Origin of the sequence: Desertibacillus haloalkaliphilus, from assembly GCF_019039105.1 — a bacterium.
Taxonomy (GTDB): Bacteria; Bacillota; Bacilli; order Bacillales; family KJ1-10-99; genus Desertibacillus; species Desertibacillus haloalkaliphilus.
Map to the genome: position 1 here is coordinate 57,654 of NZ_JAHPIV010000018.1, position 14,206 is coordinate 71,859.

Here is a 14,206-nt window from a genome sequence, read left to right on the forward strand (position 1 = left end):
TATACATCACCTATGATAGTTTAGACAAATGACACGCAATTCCTCTCCCTTTGTCCTAAATCTATGATAAAATACTAAATTGAATCATAGAATAAATTCGAATACGTCGATAAAGGGGATTTGATTTTGCCTAGAAGATATTGGTTCATACTGCTTACGTATATCCTCGTTCAACTATCAGCAATCGTTGGTGCCCCACTTCTACTATTACTTGACGTTCCTAGAGAACAAATACCAGGAGTTTGGAGCCTAATAAGTTTTACCATTGGTCTTATTATCGTTGTCTTCTTACTTCGACCTGAGATTACAAATCGCCATCTAGACCGAAATCGCTCATCACGCAGTCAAGCGATCCTTTGGTCGATTCTGGGGATCTTTATGGCCTTTGCAGCCCAATATGCCGCTGCAGTCATCGAGATGATCTTATTTGGAATCGAACCAGGTTCTGAAAACACGGAGGTTATTGTCGAATTTGCAAAAGTCACGCCGATGTTTATCATCGTTATCGCCGTGATCGGTCCGATATTAGAAGAGATTGTATTCCGGATGGTTATTTTCGGAGCCCTCTACAAACGTTTTAACTTTTGGATTGCTGTCTTAGGAAGCTCAATTTTATTTGCAGTTGTGCATATGGATTTCACACATTTGTTAGTCTATACTGCAATGGGCTTTGTTTTTGCTTATCTCTATGTCAAAACAAAACGAATTATCGTACCAATCATTGCACATGTTGCTATCAACTCATTTGTGGTACTCGTCCAAGTCGTTTTTGGTGAACGACTCGCAGAGCTACAAGATCAATTAGAACAAATTCAGTCATTTATCGGAGGATTTTTTGTATGAGGACTTCCCCTACATTTATGGGTGTGATTTACTTTTTAATCGGGATCATGTTTATGTATTTAGCGATCCAGAATGTTAGTACGGCTGGTTGGAACTTCTGGACGTTCCTTTTCATCGGGGTCGCGACCATTGATATCGTTATCGGCATTCGCTTCTTCCGTTTAAAAAAACAAATGGAAAGTGAGCGCAAAGAATAATCATTGAAGAAAGGAAGCGAGTTGACACCAACTTCCTACCTTCACTTATAAACCAAAAAGAAAAAGCCGCGCTTAGCACGGCTTTTTTCTAATGCTATTATTGATGATTTTGTTTCTCTTGCTCTGCTTGTTCTTCCATTTCCTTCTGATACTCCCGCTCCGCTTTTAGCACTTTCCGATATGTTAAACGTGAAACCCAAATGCTGAATTCATATAAGAATAATAACGGAACAGTGACCATTAAGTGCGATACAACCTCAGGTGGTGTAATAAAACCTGCAATCACTAATAAAATGAAATAAGCAAACTTTCGAATTCTACTTAATAAATCAGGCGTGATCAGGCCCAACCTCGTTAAAAACATCATAACGACGGGTAATTGAAACAAGAATCCAAACGGAATGGTGATTTGGAAAAGAAAAGAAAAGTACTCATTAATCCCATACTGTTCCGTAATGCCGAGTTGCTCTGCTAATCTCGCCATAAAATCAACGATAAATGGAAAAAGAATAAAATAACTAAACGAGATTCCTGTTAAAAATAGAAGGAACGCGATTGGGATATAAGACAATGTTATTTTTTGTTCTTTTTCATGAAGACCCGGACTGATAAACGCCCAAATCTGATACAAAATAACAGGAAAAGCGAGTAAAATGGCACTAAAAAATGCAAATGTCACATAGACTTTTAACGGATCTGTCAAGCGAAAGGCATTCATTGGAAGATCTTGAGCTGTTGGTGCACTTTGCAAATACGTGATCATAGGCTTGGCAAGAAAGAATCCAACGATCATCGCAATCATAAAAAATGCGATCACGATCATAATCCGTTTTCTTAGCTCTCCTATATGATCATAAAGCGACATTTCTCTGTTTTCCATCTGAATACCATTCCTAACTATTGTTTATCATTTTTCTTTTTATCGTCATCATCATCTGCTAATCCCTTTGTTGCATTCTTAAATTCACGTAATGTGTTCCCAGCTGCTTTCCCTAATTCAGGTAACTTCTTTGGTCCAAAGATAAGTAATGCAACTAGTGCGATTAACAATAAACTTCCTGGTCCGAGGCTTGGCATGTTTTCACCTCCTATTAAAATTCATCCCTTATAATGGATAGTGCTTAAGAAAATAAATAAGTGCCTGTAGTTCAATCGACAAATCAATATGATGAACACGAATATGGTCAGGCACAGTTAGTCTCGCTGGTGTGAAATTTAAAATCCCTTTTATTCCGACATCACTAAGGCGATCAGCAATTTTCTGCGCCGATGCCGCTGGCACAGTTAGAATTGCCGCTGAAACCTCAGGATCAATTATTTTTTCAAGGTCATTTAAATTATAAATCTTCACGCCACCAATTTCTAATCCAACTTTTTCTTCATCGACATCAAATGCCATGACAATTTTCGTGTTATTATTTTTCGAAAAGTTATAATTTAAAAATGCTGTCCCTAAATTTCCAACCCCTATTAAGATAACCTTCGTCGTTTCATCTTGGTCGAGGGTTTTTCGAAAGAACGATAGCAAATAGTTAACATTATAACCATAGCCTTTTTTCCCTAACGCACCAAAATATGAAAAATCTCGACGTATAGTAGCGGAATCAACCTTTACAGCCTCGCTTAACTCCGATGACGAGACTCGCTGCTTTCCAGAGGCCTTTAAGTTTTCTAAAAATCGATAATATAACGGTAACCGTTTTGCCGTTGCTTGAGGTATTTTTGCTTGATCGATATCCATAAATAGCCTCCAACATAACCTTCAATTTCATACCTTTATTTAAATATCAATGACCCACTATTACTCTTCTCGTTTAAAATCACCGCTTTTACCGCCTGTTTTCTCTACTAAATAAGTCGGACCAATAACCATCCCTTTATCGACAGCCTTACACATATCATAGACCGTTAGCGCTGTCGCTGATGCAGCCGTTAAAGCTTCCATTTCTACCCCGGTTGTCCCTTTCGTTTTGACCTCAACTTGGATCGCTAGAGACCATGCAGACTCTTTTTCGTGCCAAGAGAAAGAAATATCAACTCCTGTTAATGAAAGCGGATGACACATGGGGATAATGTCTGCTGTCTTTTTTGCTGCCATTACGCCAGCCACTTGAGCGACACTAAGTACATCTCCCTTGCCAATGGAACCTTCTTGAATTTTATTATAAATGGTCTGATTAACCTCGATACTCGTTTGAGCAATCGCAGTTCGAGCTGTTGTTTGTTTATCCGAGATATCAACCATCTTCGCTCGACCTTGATCGTTAAAATGGGTAAAAGATGACATGTACACACACTCCTCCCTAGTCTTTATTGTACACTATTTTCTTTTCTATGTATTCGTTTTACAAAACCTGTTCGTGAAAAATTTTTGAACAGTGCAGCAACACCTACGAATATAGTCGCTACAAGCGTTCAAGAAGTTGTTGATTATCCTATTATACGATACACTATTTGTAGATCAAGTGGTCACAAATATGAATCGACCGCTAAAGTTAGGAAGGATTGAAATGATTCTATTACAATGTGTAAACCTTTCAAAATTATTTGGGTCTGACCCAATTTTAGCAAATATTAAGTTAGAAATTAAATCAAAAGAACGAACCGCACTCGTCGGAAGAAACGGTTCTGGTAAGTCAACATTATTGAAAATCATTGCCGGGCAAATGAGCTACGATTCCGGTGAGATGATTATGCCAAAAGACATGAAGCTCGGCTATCTTGCTCAAGACACTGGGTTAGAATCGGAGTTATCGATTTGGGACGAGATGATGACGGTTTTTGAACCGCTTAAACGAATGGAAGTCAAATTACGAAAGTTAGAAGAACAGATGGCTGATTCAGATACACTCGCCAACCAAACCAACTATCAGAAATTAATGACAGAATATGATCAATTACAAATTGAGTTCAAGGATAAAGGCGGGTATCAGTATGAGGCTGATATCCGCGGTATATTATCAGGGTTAAAATTTGGATCTTTTGATTATTCGACAAAGATTTCTACATTAAGTGGTGGCCAAAAAACAAGACTCGCGCTCGGAAAGTTATTGTTAATGAAGCCCGATCTACTCATTTTAGACGAGCCAACCAACCACCTAGATATAGAAACACTAACATGGCTCGAGCAATATTTAGCGAATTATGACGGTGCTATTTTGATCGTCTCCCATGATCGCTATTTTCTCGACAAAATTGTCACAAACGTATATGAACTCGCCCGTACAGAAATCACCAAGTACCACGGTAACTATAGTGATTATCTCGAGGAGAAAGAAAAGCGTTACGAATTAGAAATGAAGCAATACGAAAAACAAAAAGAAGAAGTAGCCAAGCTCGAAGAATTTGTCCAAAAAAACATTGCAAGAGCCTCAACGACAAAACGAGCACAAAGTCGACGTAAGAAGTTAGAGAAAATGTCTGTGATGGATCGACCTTCAGGCGACCAAAAATCAGCGTCATTCTCATTTGATATTGAACGTCAAAGCGGAAATGACGTTCTGAAAATCAATGACCTTTCTGTCGGCTACGACAAACAAAAACCGTTATTTTCTAATCTTACGATGAGTATTAATCGTGGCGAAAGCGTCGCTCTAATTGGTCCTAATGGTATTGGCAAATCAACATTGCTTAAGGCAATCACAAAGGAAGTCGCTAAGCTAGACGGTACAATTACTTATGGAAGCAATGTCACGATTGGTTATTATGACCAGGAACAGACAAAGCTTGACTCTAATAAACAAGTTTTACACGAACTGTGGGACGAATACCCACTCACACCAGAGAAAGAGATTCGAACCGTTCTTGGAAACTTCTTATTCAGTGGTGATGATGTCTTAAAAATTGTTTCCGATCTAAGCGGAGGAGAAAAAGCGCGTCTAGCCCTCGCCAAGCTTATGATGAAAAAAGCTAATTTCTTAATTTTTGATGAACCGACAAACCACCTAGACCTTGATAGCAAAGAAGTGCTAGAAGCTGCCTTAATTGACTACCCAGGAACACTCCTATTTGTCTCACATGACCGTTATTTCTTAAACCGCTTGGCAACCCATATTGTGGAGTTAACAGAGGATGGGCTAACTGACTATATCGGTGATTATGATTATTATTTGGTGAAAAAAGACGAACAAAGGCAACGTGAAGAATTACACGCCAAAGAAGTCGAAAAGCAAACAGCTCCTTCAACAAAAAGCGATAAAATAAACTTCCAGCTTGATAAAGAAGCAAAAAAGCGCGAAAGACAACGAATTCGTCGAATCGAAGAGATTGAGAAAACAATTGAACAGTTAGAGGAAGAAGTCGCAGAACACGAAGAGACGTTGTGTGAACCGGAGATTTTTCAAGATCATGAGCGTTTACAGGAACTGCAACAAGCAATTGATGAGAAGAAGGCAGAATTAGATAAGCTCATGGATGAATGGGAGACTTTACAAGAGGAGTAAAGAAACAATCTCATATTAAAAGCCCCTCATCTAAAAGGTAAATCGTTACCTTCTAGGTGCGGGGCCTTTTTTCTCTGTCTAAAAGCCAATAATAACTTGCTGACACAATCACAAACATGGATGTCGCCGCTGCGACAACCCCAGAATCATTTAAAGCGAGCAAGGCAACAGACGCAACGATCCCCGCTTGAATGATATCTTTTTGAGGACGTTCAGTGAACATTCGCTTTTGCCGCCAAAGCAAAAGACCAATGAGTAAATAGCTACACACAAATAACTGTGTCCAATTTGAGAACTTAAAGATCTTCCAATTCATCGCAAGCTTTCTCTCCATGACTTCAATGATATAACGAATATCACCATTTAAAAGTCTCTCAAATGCGTAGCCGATATGAGTCTGGTCCCCTTTGGATTGGAAGCCATATAAAACGAACAGTAGCACCATTAATATCACTACCCCGTATAAAATCATGCGCTTCCAATGAACCCGCAAACCAAGTAAACGAAAGAATAGATACCCAAAAGCAATTCCAGTCGCTAACGTTGCTCCTGCATTTGTTCCCAAGTAGGGGGCTCCGAGAATATAAAGCTGCACCAAACAAACCACTGTAACAATCGATAACGTCAGCCACTTTTTCGCCATATACACAAACGGCATAACAACTAGTAAACCTGCAACGATATAAATTCCTGCATACTCATTGCCCATTCCATAATAACGAGCACCTATGATTGGATCATATCCTAAATATGACCGCTGAATCAGACTCGAACCAAGGACCTGATCAACAGAGATCATAAAAAATAAAAGTGTTCCTACCACTGCGAACGGATGCTTTAAATAGCGAACACAAGCATAACCAATCGCTACCGAAGTGAAAGATAACAACCAAAAGTAAAAGCCAGGGTCAATCCTTTTTAATAAATGGGGTGTCACTAAAAACCATAATGGTGAACTAACCCCTGCCACTAGCAGTACTTTCGCAGCAAACTTCCACGTTTCATTCTCTCGTTTTCTCCACAAAACTACACTAATGCCAATGAGTAAGATGACCAAGAGCGTAATATAACTAGATAAAACGACACCACGCGTCTGGAAAATCGTAAAAATCCATGCGACATGATCCAAGACTTCACTGGCTGTGTATAACTCTGTGTCGACTCGTTTCACCGGTTGTCCTAGCATCACCTGCGGGTGCTCAATCGCAAAGAAATCAAGTATCGTTGGAGCGATATCCATATTACTCACAACATGATCCTGACGTGTCGTTTGCGAACGAATAACCCACTGCGATTTCTGCGCATCACTTTTCCACAACCAAAGCGGAGCCAACCTCTCTCTTGCATTATAGGCGTCTTGATTCATCATCGGTGATAACATCATCACTTGACGTGAGCCCTCACCATCGATAAGCTCTTTCAACAGTGACTCAAGCGCTAACAAGTTCTGCTCGTATTGCTGTTGATAATGTTCTTTGGTCATCACTAATTTTTCGGCAAATAAACGCTCAAGATCGCCCCATTCAATCACCAGGAAGCTACGCGAGGCTTTACTCTCTACTTGATTAACCTCATTAATAATTGCACCAACATCCATCTCAACCCCACTTGGAGCCTCGATACTTTCTTTTACGCCTACGGTTAGATCTCCCTGTGATTCTCCGATTTTATCTAATGTAAATAATGATCCATACCTACGCTTTTCATCACTTGTATCACTATGACCAATCACAAACCGATCAACATTTTCACGTTTTAACAGCTCTCCTAGTAAGCCAATCTCAGCTTGATATGTCGTTTCTTGATTCTTTTCCACAAGCTTGTGGAAAAAAGGGTGTACGATAGAGGACCTTGGCCAATCACCCGTCCACTGTACATACCGCTCTTCCACCGGTCGCTGTTGAAAATGTTCACCTTGTTCATATGCATTCCACCCTTTTACGCCCAAGCCACGAATGCCACTACTCAATGAAACCGCGCTATTTAAATAGGAATAATCACCATCAGGGCGGATATTCACACCTGCTACCCCGCCGTGATGCCATAACTCCGTTGCTTCTCCACTTGTTAACAGCCATTCAATTTCTTGAAACGATAACCCAGGAACTAAAACTAAAATTAAACTTTCATTTGTGGATTGTGCATAATTTTTTTCCAAAGGTAAACAGATAAAGATAACCATGATCAGAAAATAGATCTTTTTCAACAAATTGCTCTCCTTTATTCGACGAATTTATTTAAAATTTTCTGACATATCCACAATATCCACATAGTTACTAACAGGCTGTGTACTTATTTATTAAGACTCCTACTATTTATCCCCACTATCCACTAAGTTATCCACATTTTATTTATAAACAGTAAAAAGTCCGTTGTTTTAGTCTTTCAACAGAAATATCCACAGTCTTAACAACTTGTTAGTAACTTTTTTCCACATAAGTCTTATCTTAATAAAAATAAAAAAATCTCTTCTCCATCTTTTACGATAGAAAAGAGATTTAAACCCAATACTTAACATGCGTGTCCAAAACAGAAGACAAAAAGAACCGATCGGCTAAAGTCGCAGAGGCAGTACAAGAACAAGCCTTCGAAGAATTTCGATAGTTATCTTACCGGACTTGTTGAACCTCCTCTTAACGTTCTAAATCTAATCCTGGGTTCCCATTTAACCTAAAATCAGCGTAATTCCCTTTTGCTAATTCAATGCTCGCTGCGGCTGCGATCATTGCGGCATTATCCGTACAGAGCGATAGCGGAGGGATGATCAAGTCTACATCATTATCGGCAAACGTTTTTTCTAGCTGTTCACGTAAACCTTTATTTGCAGCTACCCCTCCAGCTACAAGCAGTTGTTTAGCCTGATATTCTTCAACTGCTCGTTTTGTCTTTCCAACAAGTACATCAATAACACTTGCTTGAAAACTCGCAGCAAGATCTTCTGGTTTGATCTGCTCTCCGCGCTGACGAGCATTATGTAGCGTATTAATAACCGCTGATTTTAATCCACTAAAACTAAAATCAAATGAATCTGGCTCTAACCAAGCACGAGGCAAATCGAGTGTCGGCTCTCCTTTATGAGCAAGTCTGTCAATCTGCGGTCCACCAGGGTATGGCAAATCGAGTGTACGCGCGACTTTGTCATACGCTTCACCGACTGCGTCATCTCTCGTTTCACCAATCACTTCGTATGATCCATGGCCTTCCATATAAACTAATTCCGTATGGCCACCAGACACAACCAAGGAAACGAGTGGAAACTGAAGTTCTCGCACGAGTCGGTTGGCATAAATGTGCCCAGCAATATGATGGACACCAATTAAGGGAAGGTCATGCGCAAAAGCGATTGCCTTAGCTGCACTGACACCGATAAGCAATGCCCCAACTAATCCAGGTCCTTCTGTCACTGCTATCGCAGCTAAATCTGTAAACGACACTTCCGCTTCATCCATCGCCGTTTCAATAATTGCCGTCATTTGCTCGACGTGATGGCGTGATGCTACTTCAGGCACGACCCCACCAAATCGTTTATGACTTTCAATTTGTGAAGAAACGACATTTGCTATAATTTCTGTTCCATTTTTGACAACCGCTACCGCTGTTTCATCACAGCTCGTTTCGATTGCTAGTATTAGTTCATCCTGCTTCGTTTCCATTTAACATCACCCACATTATTAACGCATCTTCTAAATTGTCTGTGTAATACTTTTTGCGAATCCCACCCGATTGAAACCCTAATTTTTCATATAATTGCTTAGCAATTTCATTAGAGACACGAACTTCTAACGTCATTTTTTTTGCTCCAAATGTTTTCGCTAAATCTAATGCATGAATAAGTAGTATTTCACCGAATTTTTTTCCCCGATAGTTTGAGTGAATGGCAATATTGGTAATATGAGCTTCATCAATAACGACCCAGACACCACAATAACCAACAACCTTACCATCAACTTCAACGACTAAATAGTGCGCAAATTGATTGTTCGTTAGTTCATTCTGAAACGCTTCCCTACTCCAAGGTACGGGAAAGGCGTCTTGTTCAACAACTATAACGTCTTCAATATCTTCGACAGACATAAGTCGAATCGTACACTTCTCCTCCATCGTTAGTCAACCTTACCTTGTTGAGATTCAAGCCATTTTGCCTCTGCTTCTGCTAGACGGAGATATTCTGGTACAAATTCATGGACATTGTCTATCGCATCACGGCTAATCCCTATCAAAGCTAATTCGCTTGGACGCGGGTTATGCTGACTACCTGAAGCAAACACTGCTTTTGTCTGTAATTGCTCTTCAATTAACTGCTGGTGTAGAGGAAGATCATTGCCAATAAACAAGACTTCATCCTTTTGCTGCTTGAGCATCTCAAGCCAGTCGGTTAATTGAATAATACGGTCATTTTCAATATTCTCTACTTGACCTTGATTCGATTTGTAGAGCCCAGTATAAACTTGTCCACGTCGAGCATCAAATAATGGTGAGATCACACCATTAAAATATCGTCCATTTTGGGCAAGGACCTCTAAGCTAGAAACACCGACTAACGGTATGTTTAAGGACCAAGCCATTGTCTTTGCCGTTGTTACACCGATCCGCACGCCTGTGTATGAACCAGGGCCATTTGCAACAATAATCCGATCTAATTCTTTCGGTTGCATATTTACTTCCTTCATCAAATCGGAGATCGCAGGCATTAACCGAATCGAATGGTTCTTTTTTAAATTCGTAATCACCTCTCCTAATATACGATCATCCTCTGTAACCGCCACACCCATGACTAAATTAGATGTATCAATTGTCAGTGCTTTCATTTTTTTGTAACTCCTTACACAACGTAATATAACGGTCCCCATACGGTATAAAAGTTAGCTGGCGTTGTTGCTCACCGCGGTGATGGATTTCAATGGCCAATCGGTTCTCTGGCAATTGCTCCTCAATCAAACTTGCCCATTCAACCACCGTAACACCTTCGCCATGGAAATATTCCTCAAAGCCAAGATCCTCGTCACTACCTTCTAACCGGTAAACATCCATATGATATAACGGTAACCGCCCCTTGTACTCTTTTATAATTGTAAACGTCGGGCTGTTAACTACCCTTTTAATACCTAACCCTTTGGCAAGGCCCTTTGTAAAGCTCGTTTTCCCTGCACCTAGGTCTCCTTCTAATGTTAGCACATCGCCCGGAGCTAATAAGCCTGCGAGCCTTTCTGCAAGTGTAAGTGTTTCTTCCGGAGAATTGGTTTCAATCGTTAGTTTTTCCATTTAAATCTCACCTTACTATTTTATCGATTAAAATGATTATACCCGCTTTTTTCTAAAGGAATGATATTGTCGGCTACTTTTATGTATGCTTTGGATTCACCATCATAAACTTCACCAATTCGTGAAACAGTGATTCCAGCTTGCCCGAACTTTTGTGTTAATTGAGGCCAATCAGATTTCGCTACAGTACCAATTAACTGAAAGTCCTCGCCACCAAACAGCCCATATGTATCGATCTGCTTTTGGCTATATATATGTAGTTGCGATGCAAATGGGATCTTCTCACGATCAATTACTATTTTAACATGACTAGCTTCAGCAATCTCATTAACTTCACTTGCAATTCCATCACTAATATCATTTAGCGAAAGCCGTAAACCACTCTCAGCTAAAACCCGTCCCGCTTTCACCTGAGGTAACGGCCTTTGATGAGCATCAACTAATTTTTGTTCATTTTCAGTAAATAAGTGTGTATGTCCAAATTGTAATAACAATTCAAGCCCAGCTGCTGATGCACCGACATCCCCTGTGACAAAAGCGATATCACCTGGTTTCGCATTTTCTCGCAATAAGTGTCGACCTTTTTCAACTCGTCCAAGCACAGTAACCGATATGACAAGGCGGTCACTTGTTGAAACCGTATCACCACCGATTACATCCATCTTATATGTTGACGCTAACGCTGTCATCCCCTGATAGATCTCATATACTTCCTCATCCTTCCACGTTGGCGGAATCGCGATTGAAACAACATAATATGTAGGGATCCCCCCCATCGCAGCAACATCACTAACATTTGCTGCTAATGCTTTATATCCAATATTCCATGGTGGCATTGTTTTACGGTTAAAATGTACGTCTTCAACCATTGTATCAACACATACGATTTCTTCATAATCACTACTCCCACGAAAAAGAGCGGCATCGTCACCAATTCCTTTCACTAATGACGACTGATTCGTTTGCTTAGGTGTAATATTCTTTATAAATTGAAATTCGTCCTCCATATAAACAACACCTTTACGTCTAAAATGAATGATGTAGATGTGTAAAAAAACCTTAGGATATCACGATCCTAAGGACGATTAACTGTAACAGTTTACCCTATTTTCAAAAAACTTATTTACACATAAAAAAAGCGAAACATCTATGTTTCGTTACTAAATGGCGGACCCGACCGGATTTGAACCGGCGATCTCCTGCGTGACAGGCAGGCATGTTAACCCCTACACCACGGGTCCCTATACAGTTACTAACTGATTAAGTAGTTGGTTGCGGGGGGAGGATTTGAACCTCCGACCTCCGGGTTATGAGCCCGACGAGCTACCAGACTGCTCTACCCCGCGATAATGTGAAAAGTTATTTACTGTTTATCATCACATTTATTAATATACCATATAAACAAATCGGTTGCAAGGTTTCTCAAAAATTCACCAACATTTTTTCTTTCTCTTAATGAATCACAAGATTGCGTTTTACTTCTAAACCATGTTTTATTATCATAGAACAAAAGGAGTTGATATAAATGGGCAAATGTAACATTGACCACAGTCTAGAAGACGTTAAAAAGAAACTTGATGAACAATCAAGCTTTTTACCAGCAGATATCAAGAAAGAATTTACTACTTATCTTGAGCAAGAACGAACACAAGAACAACTAAATGAAGCGTTCCATTTGTTAAAAAAGTATGACTTAGCTGAGGAAAAAGAACGCAACGATCGTAATGAAAAGATGGCTACTCTTTTTAGCCAAGCTTAACCCTCTTCTAATGAAGGCATCACTTAGGCGACCTTTCAATGGGTCGCCTTGCAGAAATAACACTTCTTTTCGAGTGGGAAAGAATAGTTCCTAAAGTATTATTCCTCCTCAAGCTCCTCAAGCGGCAATACCATGACCTCGTCGCTATTTTCCTCAGAAAATGCACTAACAGAACCTTCTGACTCATTAACATTTTTTAACCAAACAGGGACGCCATGGTAAGTGACTGTAATTTCTTTTGGAGAAGAAATAATTTGCTTTGCTCGATTTGGTTCCATGGGTAAAGGCTCCTTTTTATCCAAGATTTATTTCAATGGTAGTATTTGCTCTTACAGGGTTTTTATACAAAACATATAAATTAAAAACAAAAAAAGCACACTCCGATTGGAATGTACTTTAACAGTTTGGCAACGTCCTACTCTCACAGGGGTAAACCCCCAATTACCATCGGCGCAAAAGAGCTTAACGGTCGTGTTCGGCATGGGAACGAGTGTGACCTCTTTGCTATCGTCACCAAACCAATAAAATAAACACCCTCTACAAACTAGTATAATAGTAAGCAGATAGAGATGTTTTTAATCAGTTTGAATTATGGTGGGCCTAAGTGGACTCGAACCACCGACCTCACGCTTATCAGGCGTGCGCTCTAACCAGCTGAGCTATAGGCCCATATTATTAATAAATAATTTTATAAGTTTGGAGCGGGTGATGAGAATCGAACTCACGACCAGAGCTTGGAAGGCTCTTGTTTTACCACTAAACTACACCCGCAATGGTCGGGAAGACAGGATTTGAACCTGCGACCCCTTGGTCCCAAACCAAGTGCTCTGCCAAGCTGAGCTACTTCCCGTTTCTAAAGTATATAAACTGCGAATCTCTTCGTCAGTTGCACTCAATCAAATCCTCATGTACCCTTGTACAATCCGGTTTTCTTTCGTTTACTTCCTCGATCTTCTTGTTTCTCTACTTTAGAAGATCATAAACTGCGAATCTCTTCGTCAGTTGCACTCAATCAAATCCTCATGTACCCTTGTACAATCCGGTTTTCTTTCGCTTACTTCCTTGACCTTCTTGTTTCTCTACTTTAGAACATTATAAACTGTGAATCTCTTCGCTAGATTTTATGCAAAAATCATTTTGTTAACATAAAAATGGCGCGCCCGAGAGGAGTCGAACCCCTAACCTTCTGATCCGTAGTCAGACGCTCTATCCAATTGAGCTACGGGCGCATTTTTAAAATTATAAATGAATTATGGTGCTACTTGCTTCGAAGATCATTCAGGGCTTGCTCCTGCGTCTACGAGTTTATTCAATGATGCGGATTCCTCGTCGCATGTTAGCATAGGAGTTTAATCACATGCTCCTGCGCCGCTAACGCTTGCTCGTCGCAAACTTGCTTCGAAGATCATTCAGGTAGTAAGTTTGGTGCGGTCGAGAGGACTCGAACCTCCACGGGGTTGCCCCCACTAGCCCCTCAAGCTAGCGCGTCTGCCATTCCGCCACGACCGCTTCTTTTATATAAAATGGTGCGGGTGAAGGGAGTCGAACCCCCACGTCATAAGACACTAGATCCTAAGTCTAGCGCGTCTGCCAATTCCGCCACACCCGCAATTATTCTTTTAAATGTAAAAATGGCGGTCCGGACGGGACTCGAACCCGCGACCTCCTGCGTGACAGGCAGGCATTCTAACCAACTGAACTAC

15 protein-coding genes, 9 tRNA genes and 1 rRNA gene are annotated in these 14,206 nt (G+C 40.3%); 4 read left to right on the forward strand and 21 right to left on the reverse strand.

The annotated features are described in order from the left end of the window. Positions 1-126 precede the first annotated feature (126 nt). Together KH400_RS18235 and KH400_RS18240 are read left to right on the forward strand one after the other, a co-directional pair. The gene (locus KH400_RS18235; RefSeq protein ID WP_217227124.1) at positions 127-843 is read left to right on the forward strand and encodes a CPBP family intramembrane glutamic endopeptidase; all 717 of its coding nucleotides are present in this window, start codon (positions 127-129) and stop codon (positions 841-843) included. Continuing rightward, entirely contained in the window at positions 840-1,040 is a 201-nt protein-coding gene (locus tag KH400_RS18240) for a YdiK family protein (protein ID WP_217227126.1), read from the forward strand. Before KH400_RS18235 ends, KH400_RS18240 begins: the two co-directional genes overlap by 4 nt. Before the next feature lie 97 nt (positions 1,041-1,137). On the opposite strand, the gene tatC is transcribed toward KH400_RS18240, so the two are convergent. The 4 genes from tatC to moaC are packed head-to-tail and all read right to left on the reverse strand — an operon-like array spanning position 1,138 to position 3,327. Beyond that, the gene (gene tatC / locus KH400_RS18245) at positions 1,138-1,920 is read right to left on the reverse strand and encodes a twin-arginine translocase subunit TatC (RefSeq protein ID WP_217227128.1); all 783 of its coding nucleotides are present in this window, start codon (positions 1,918-1,920) and stop codon (positions 1,138-1,140) included. Between the two features lie 17 nt (positions 1,921-1,937). Further along, the gene (gene tatAY, locus KH400_RS18250) at positions 1,938-2,117 is read right to left on the reverse strand and encodes a sec-independent protein translocase protein TatAY (protein WP_217227130.1); all 180 of its coding nucleotides are present in this window, start codon (positions 2,115-2,117) and stop codon (positions 1,938-1,940) included. 28 nt (positions 2,118-2,145) lie between these two features. Then, complete coding sequence (locus KH400_RS18255; protein ID WP_217227132.1) at positions 2,146-2,781, reverse strand: redox-sensing transcriptional repressor Rex; 636 nt, start codon at positions 2,779-2,781, stop codon at positions 2,146-2,148. A 60-nt stretch (positions 2,782-2,841) separates the two neighbouring features. Continuing rightward, complete coding sequence (moaC, locus tag KH400_RS18260) at positions 2,842-3,327, reverse strand: cyclic pyranopterin monophosphate synthase MoaC (RefSeq protein WP_217227134.1); 486 nt, start codon at positions 3,325-3,327, stop codon at positions 2,842-2,844. A 223-nt stretch (positions 3,328-3,550) separates the two neighbouring features. On the opposite strand from moaC, the gene KH400_RS18265 reads away from it, so the two are divergent. Continuing rightward, positions 3,551-5,482: an ABC-F family ATP-binding cassette domain-containing protein gene (locus KH400_RS18265; protein ID WP_217227164.1), complete on the forward strand. Its 1,932-nt coding sequence runs from the start codon at positions 3,551-3,553 to the stop codon at positions 5,480-5,482. Between the two features lie 52 nt (positions 5,483-5,534). On the opposite strand, the gene KH400_RS18270 is transcribed toward KH400_RS18265, so the two are convergent. The 8 genes from KH400_RS18270 to KH400_RS18305 form a co-directional block, all read right to left on the reverse strand. Next, on the reverse strand, positions 5,535-7,688 hold the full coding sequence (locus KH400_RS18270; protein ID WP_217227136.1) for a hypothetical protein: 2,154 nt from the start codon (positions 7,686-7,688) through the stop codon (positions 5,535-5,537). A gap of 427 nt (positions 7,689-8,115) precedes the next feature. Further along, positions 8,116-9,135: a tRNA (adenosine(37)-N6)-threonylcarbamoyltransferase complex transferase subunit TsaD gene (gene tsaD / locus KH400_RS18275; RefSeq protein WP_217227138.1), complete on the reverse strand. Its 1,020-nt coding sequence runs from the start codon at positions 9,133-9,135 to the stop codon at positions 8,116-8,118. Continuing rightward, positions 9,116-9,583, reverse strand: a complete 468-nt coding sequence (gene rimI, locus KH400_RS18280; protein ID WP_217227140.1) for a ribosomal protein S18-alanine N-acetyltransferase — start codon at positions 9,581-9,583, stop codon at positions 9,116-9,118. Before rimI ends, tsaD begins: the two co-directional genes overlap by 20 nt. 2 nt (positions 9,584-9,585) lie before the next feature. After that, complete coding sequence (gene tsaB / locus KH400_RS18285; protein WP_217227143.1) at positions 9,586-10,290, reverse strand: tRNA (adenosine(37)-N6)-threonylcarbamoyltransferase complex dimerization subunit type 1 TsaB; 705 nt, start codon at positions 10,288-10,290, stop codon at positions 9,586-9,588. Next, entirely contained in the window at positions 10,271-10,744 is a 474-nt protein-coding gene (gene tsaE / locus KH400_RS18290) for a tRNA (adenosine(37)-N6)-threonylcarbamoyltransferase complex ATPase subunit type 1 TsaE (protein WP_217227145.1), read from the reverse strand. The genes tsaB and tsaE overlap by 20 nt, the downstream gene beginning before the upstream one ends. 20 nt (positions 10,745-10,764) lie before the next feature. Then, positions 10,765-11,751, reverse strand: a complete 987-nt coding sequence (gene thiL, locus KH400_RS18295; RefSeq protein ID WP_217227147.1) for a thiamine-phosphate kinase — start codon at positions 11,749-11,751, stop codon at positions 10,765-10,767. Positions 11,752-11,909: 158 nt separating this feature from the next. Further along, positions 11,910-11,985 (reverse strand) — tRNA-Asp (locus KH400_RS18300). A 28-nt stretch (positions 11,986-12,013) separates the two neighbouring features. Then, positions 12,014-12,090: transfer RNA gene (locus tag KH400_RS18305), tRNA-Met, on the reverse strand. Between the two features lie 179 nt (positions 12,091-12,269). On the opposite strand from KH400_RS18305, the gene KH400_RS18310 reads away from it, so the two are divergent. Continuing rightward, the gene (locus tag KH400_RS18310) at positions 12,270-12,503 is read left to right on the forward strand and encodes a group-specific protein (protein WP_217227149.1); all 234 of its coding nucleotides are present in this window, start codon (positions 12,270-12,272) and stop codon (positions 12,501-12,503) included. Positions 12,504-12,601: 98 nt separating this feature from the next. Here the strand turns inward: KH400_RS18310 and KH400_RS18315 are convergent, their stop codons facing one another. The 9 genes from KH400_RS18315 to KH400_RS18355 all read right to left on the reverse strand — a co-directional run bounded on the left by KH400_RS18315 (position 12,602) and on the right by KH400_RS18355 (position 14,206). Beyond that, positions 12,602-12,781: an H-type small acid-soluble spore protein gene (locus KH400_RS18315; RefSeq protein WP_217227150.1), complete on the reverse strand. Its 180-nt coding sequence runs from the start codon at positions 12,779-12,781 to the stop codon at positions 12,602-12,604. Positions 12,782-12,905: 124 nt separating this feature from the next. After that, positions 12,906-13,021: ribosomal RNA gene (rrf, locus tag KH400_RS18320) — 5S ribosomal RNA — on the reverse strand. A gap of 74 nt (positions 13,022-13,095) precedes the next feature. After that, positions 13,096-13,172, reverse strand: a tRNA-Ile gene (locus tag KH400_RS18325). A gap of 28 nt (positions 13,173-13,200) precedes the next feature. Further along, positions 13,201-13,274, reverse strand: a tRNA-Gly gene (locus tag KH400_RS18330). Between the two features lie 2 nt (positions 13,275-13,276). Beyond that, positions 13,277-13,353 (reverse strand) — tRNA-Pro (locus KH400_RS18335). A gap of 302 nt (positions 13,354-13,655) precedes the next feature. Then, positions 13,656-13,732 (reverse strand) — tRNA-Arg (locus KH400_RS18340). A 194-nt stretch (positions 13,733-13,926) separates the two neighbouring features. Then, positions 13,927-14,012: transfer RNA gene (locus tag KH400_RS18345), tRNA-Leu, on the reverse strand. Positions 14,013-14,027: 15 nt separating this feature from the next. Continuing rightward, positions 14,028-14,112, reverse strand: a tRNA-Leu gene (locus tag KH400_RS18350). A 23-nt stretch (positions 14,113-14,135) separates the two neighbouring features. After that, a tRNA-Asp gene (locus KH400_RS18355) sits at positions 14,136-14,206 on the reverse strand.

Excerpts from the sequence above, each read along its gene's own strand:
- KH400_RS18315 (WP_217227150.1), bottom strand. The coding sequence starts at position 12,781 with ATGGAACCAAATCGAGCAAAGCAAATTATTTCTTCTCCAAAAGAAATT.
- tatC (WP_217227128.1), bottom strand. The coding sequence starts at position 1,920 with ATGGAAAACAGAGAAATGTCGCTTTATGATCATATAGGAGAGCTAAGA.
- KH400_RS18255 (WP_217227132.1), bottom strand. The coding sequence starts at position 2,781 with ATGGATATCGATCAAGCAAAAATACCTCAAGCAACGGCAAAACGGTTA.
- moaC (WP_217227134.1), bottom strand. The coding sequence starts at position 3,327 with ATGTCATCTTTTACCCATTTTAACGATCAAGGTCGAGCGAAGATGGTT.
- tsaE (WP_217227145.1), bottom strand. The coding sequence starts at position 10,744 with ATGGAAAAACTAACGATTGAAACCAATTCTCCGGAAGAAACACTTACA.
- tsaD (WP_217227138.1), bottom strand. The coding sequence starts at position 9,135 with ATGGAAACGAAGCAGGATGAACTAATACTAGCAATCGAAACGAGCTGT.
- KH400_RS18240 (WP_217227126.1), top strand. The coding sequence starts at position 840 with ATGAGGACTTCCCCTACATTTATGGGTGTGATTTACTTTTTAATCGGG.
- tsaB (WP_217227143.1), bottom strand. The coding sequence starts at position 10,290 with ATGAAAGCACTGACAATTGATACATCTAATTTAGTCATGGGTGTGGCG.
- KH400_RS18310 (WP_217227149.1), top strand. The coding sequence starts at position 12,270 with ATGGGCAAATGTAACATTGACCACAGTCTAGAAGACGTTAAAAAGAAA.
- KH400_RS18265 (WP_217227164.1), top strand. The coding sequence starts at position 3,551 with ATGATTCTATTACAATGTGTAAACCTTTCAAAATTATTTGGGTCTGAC.
- thiL (WP_217227147.1), bottom strand. The coding sequence starts at position 11,751 with ATGGAGGACGAATTTCAATTTATAAAGAATATTACACCTAAGCAAACG.
- rimI (WP_217227140.1), bottom strand. The coding sequence starts at position 9,583 with ATGGAGGAGAAGTGTACGATTCGACTTATGTCTGTCGAAGATATTGAA.
- tatAY (WP_217227130.1), bottom strand. The coding sequence starts at position 2,117 with ATGCCAAGCCTCGGACCAGGAAGTTTATTGTTAATCGCACTAGTTGCA.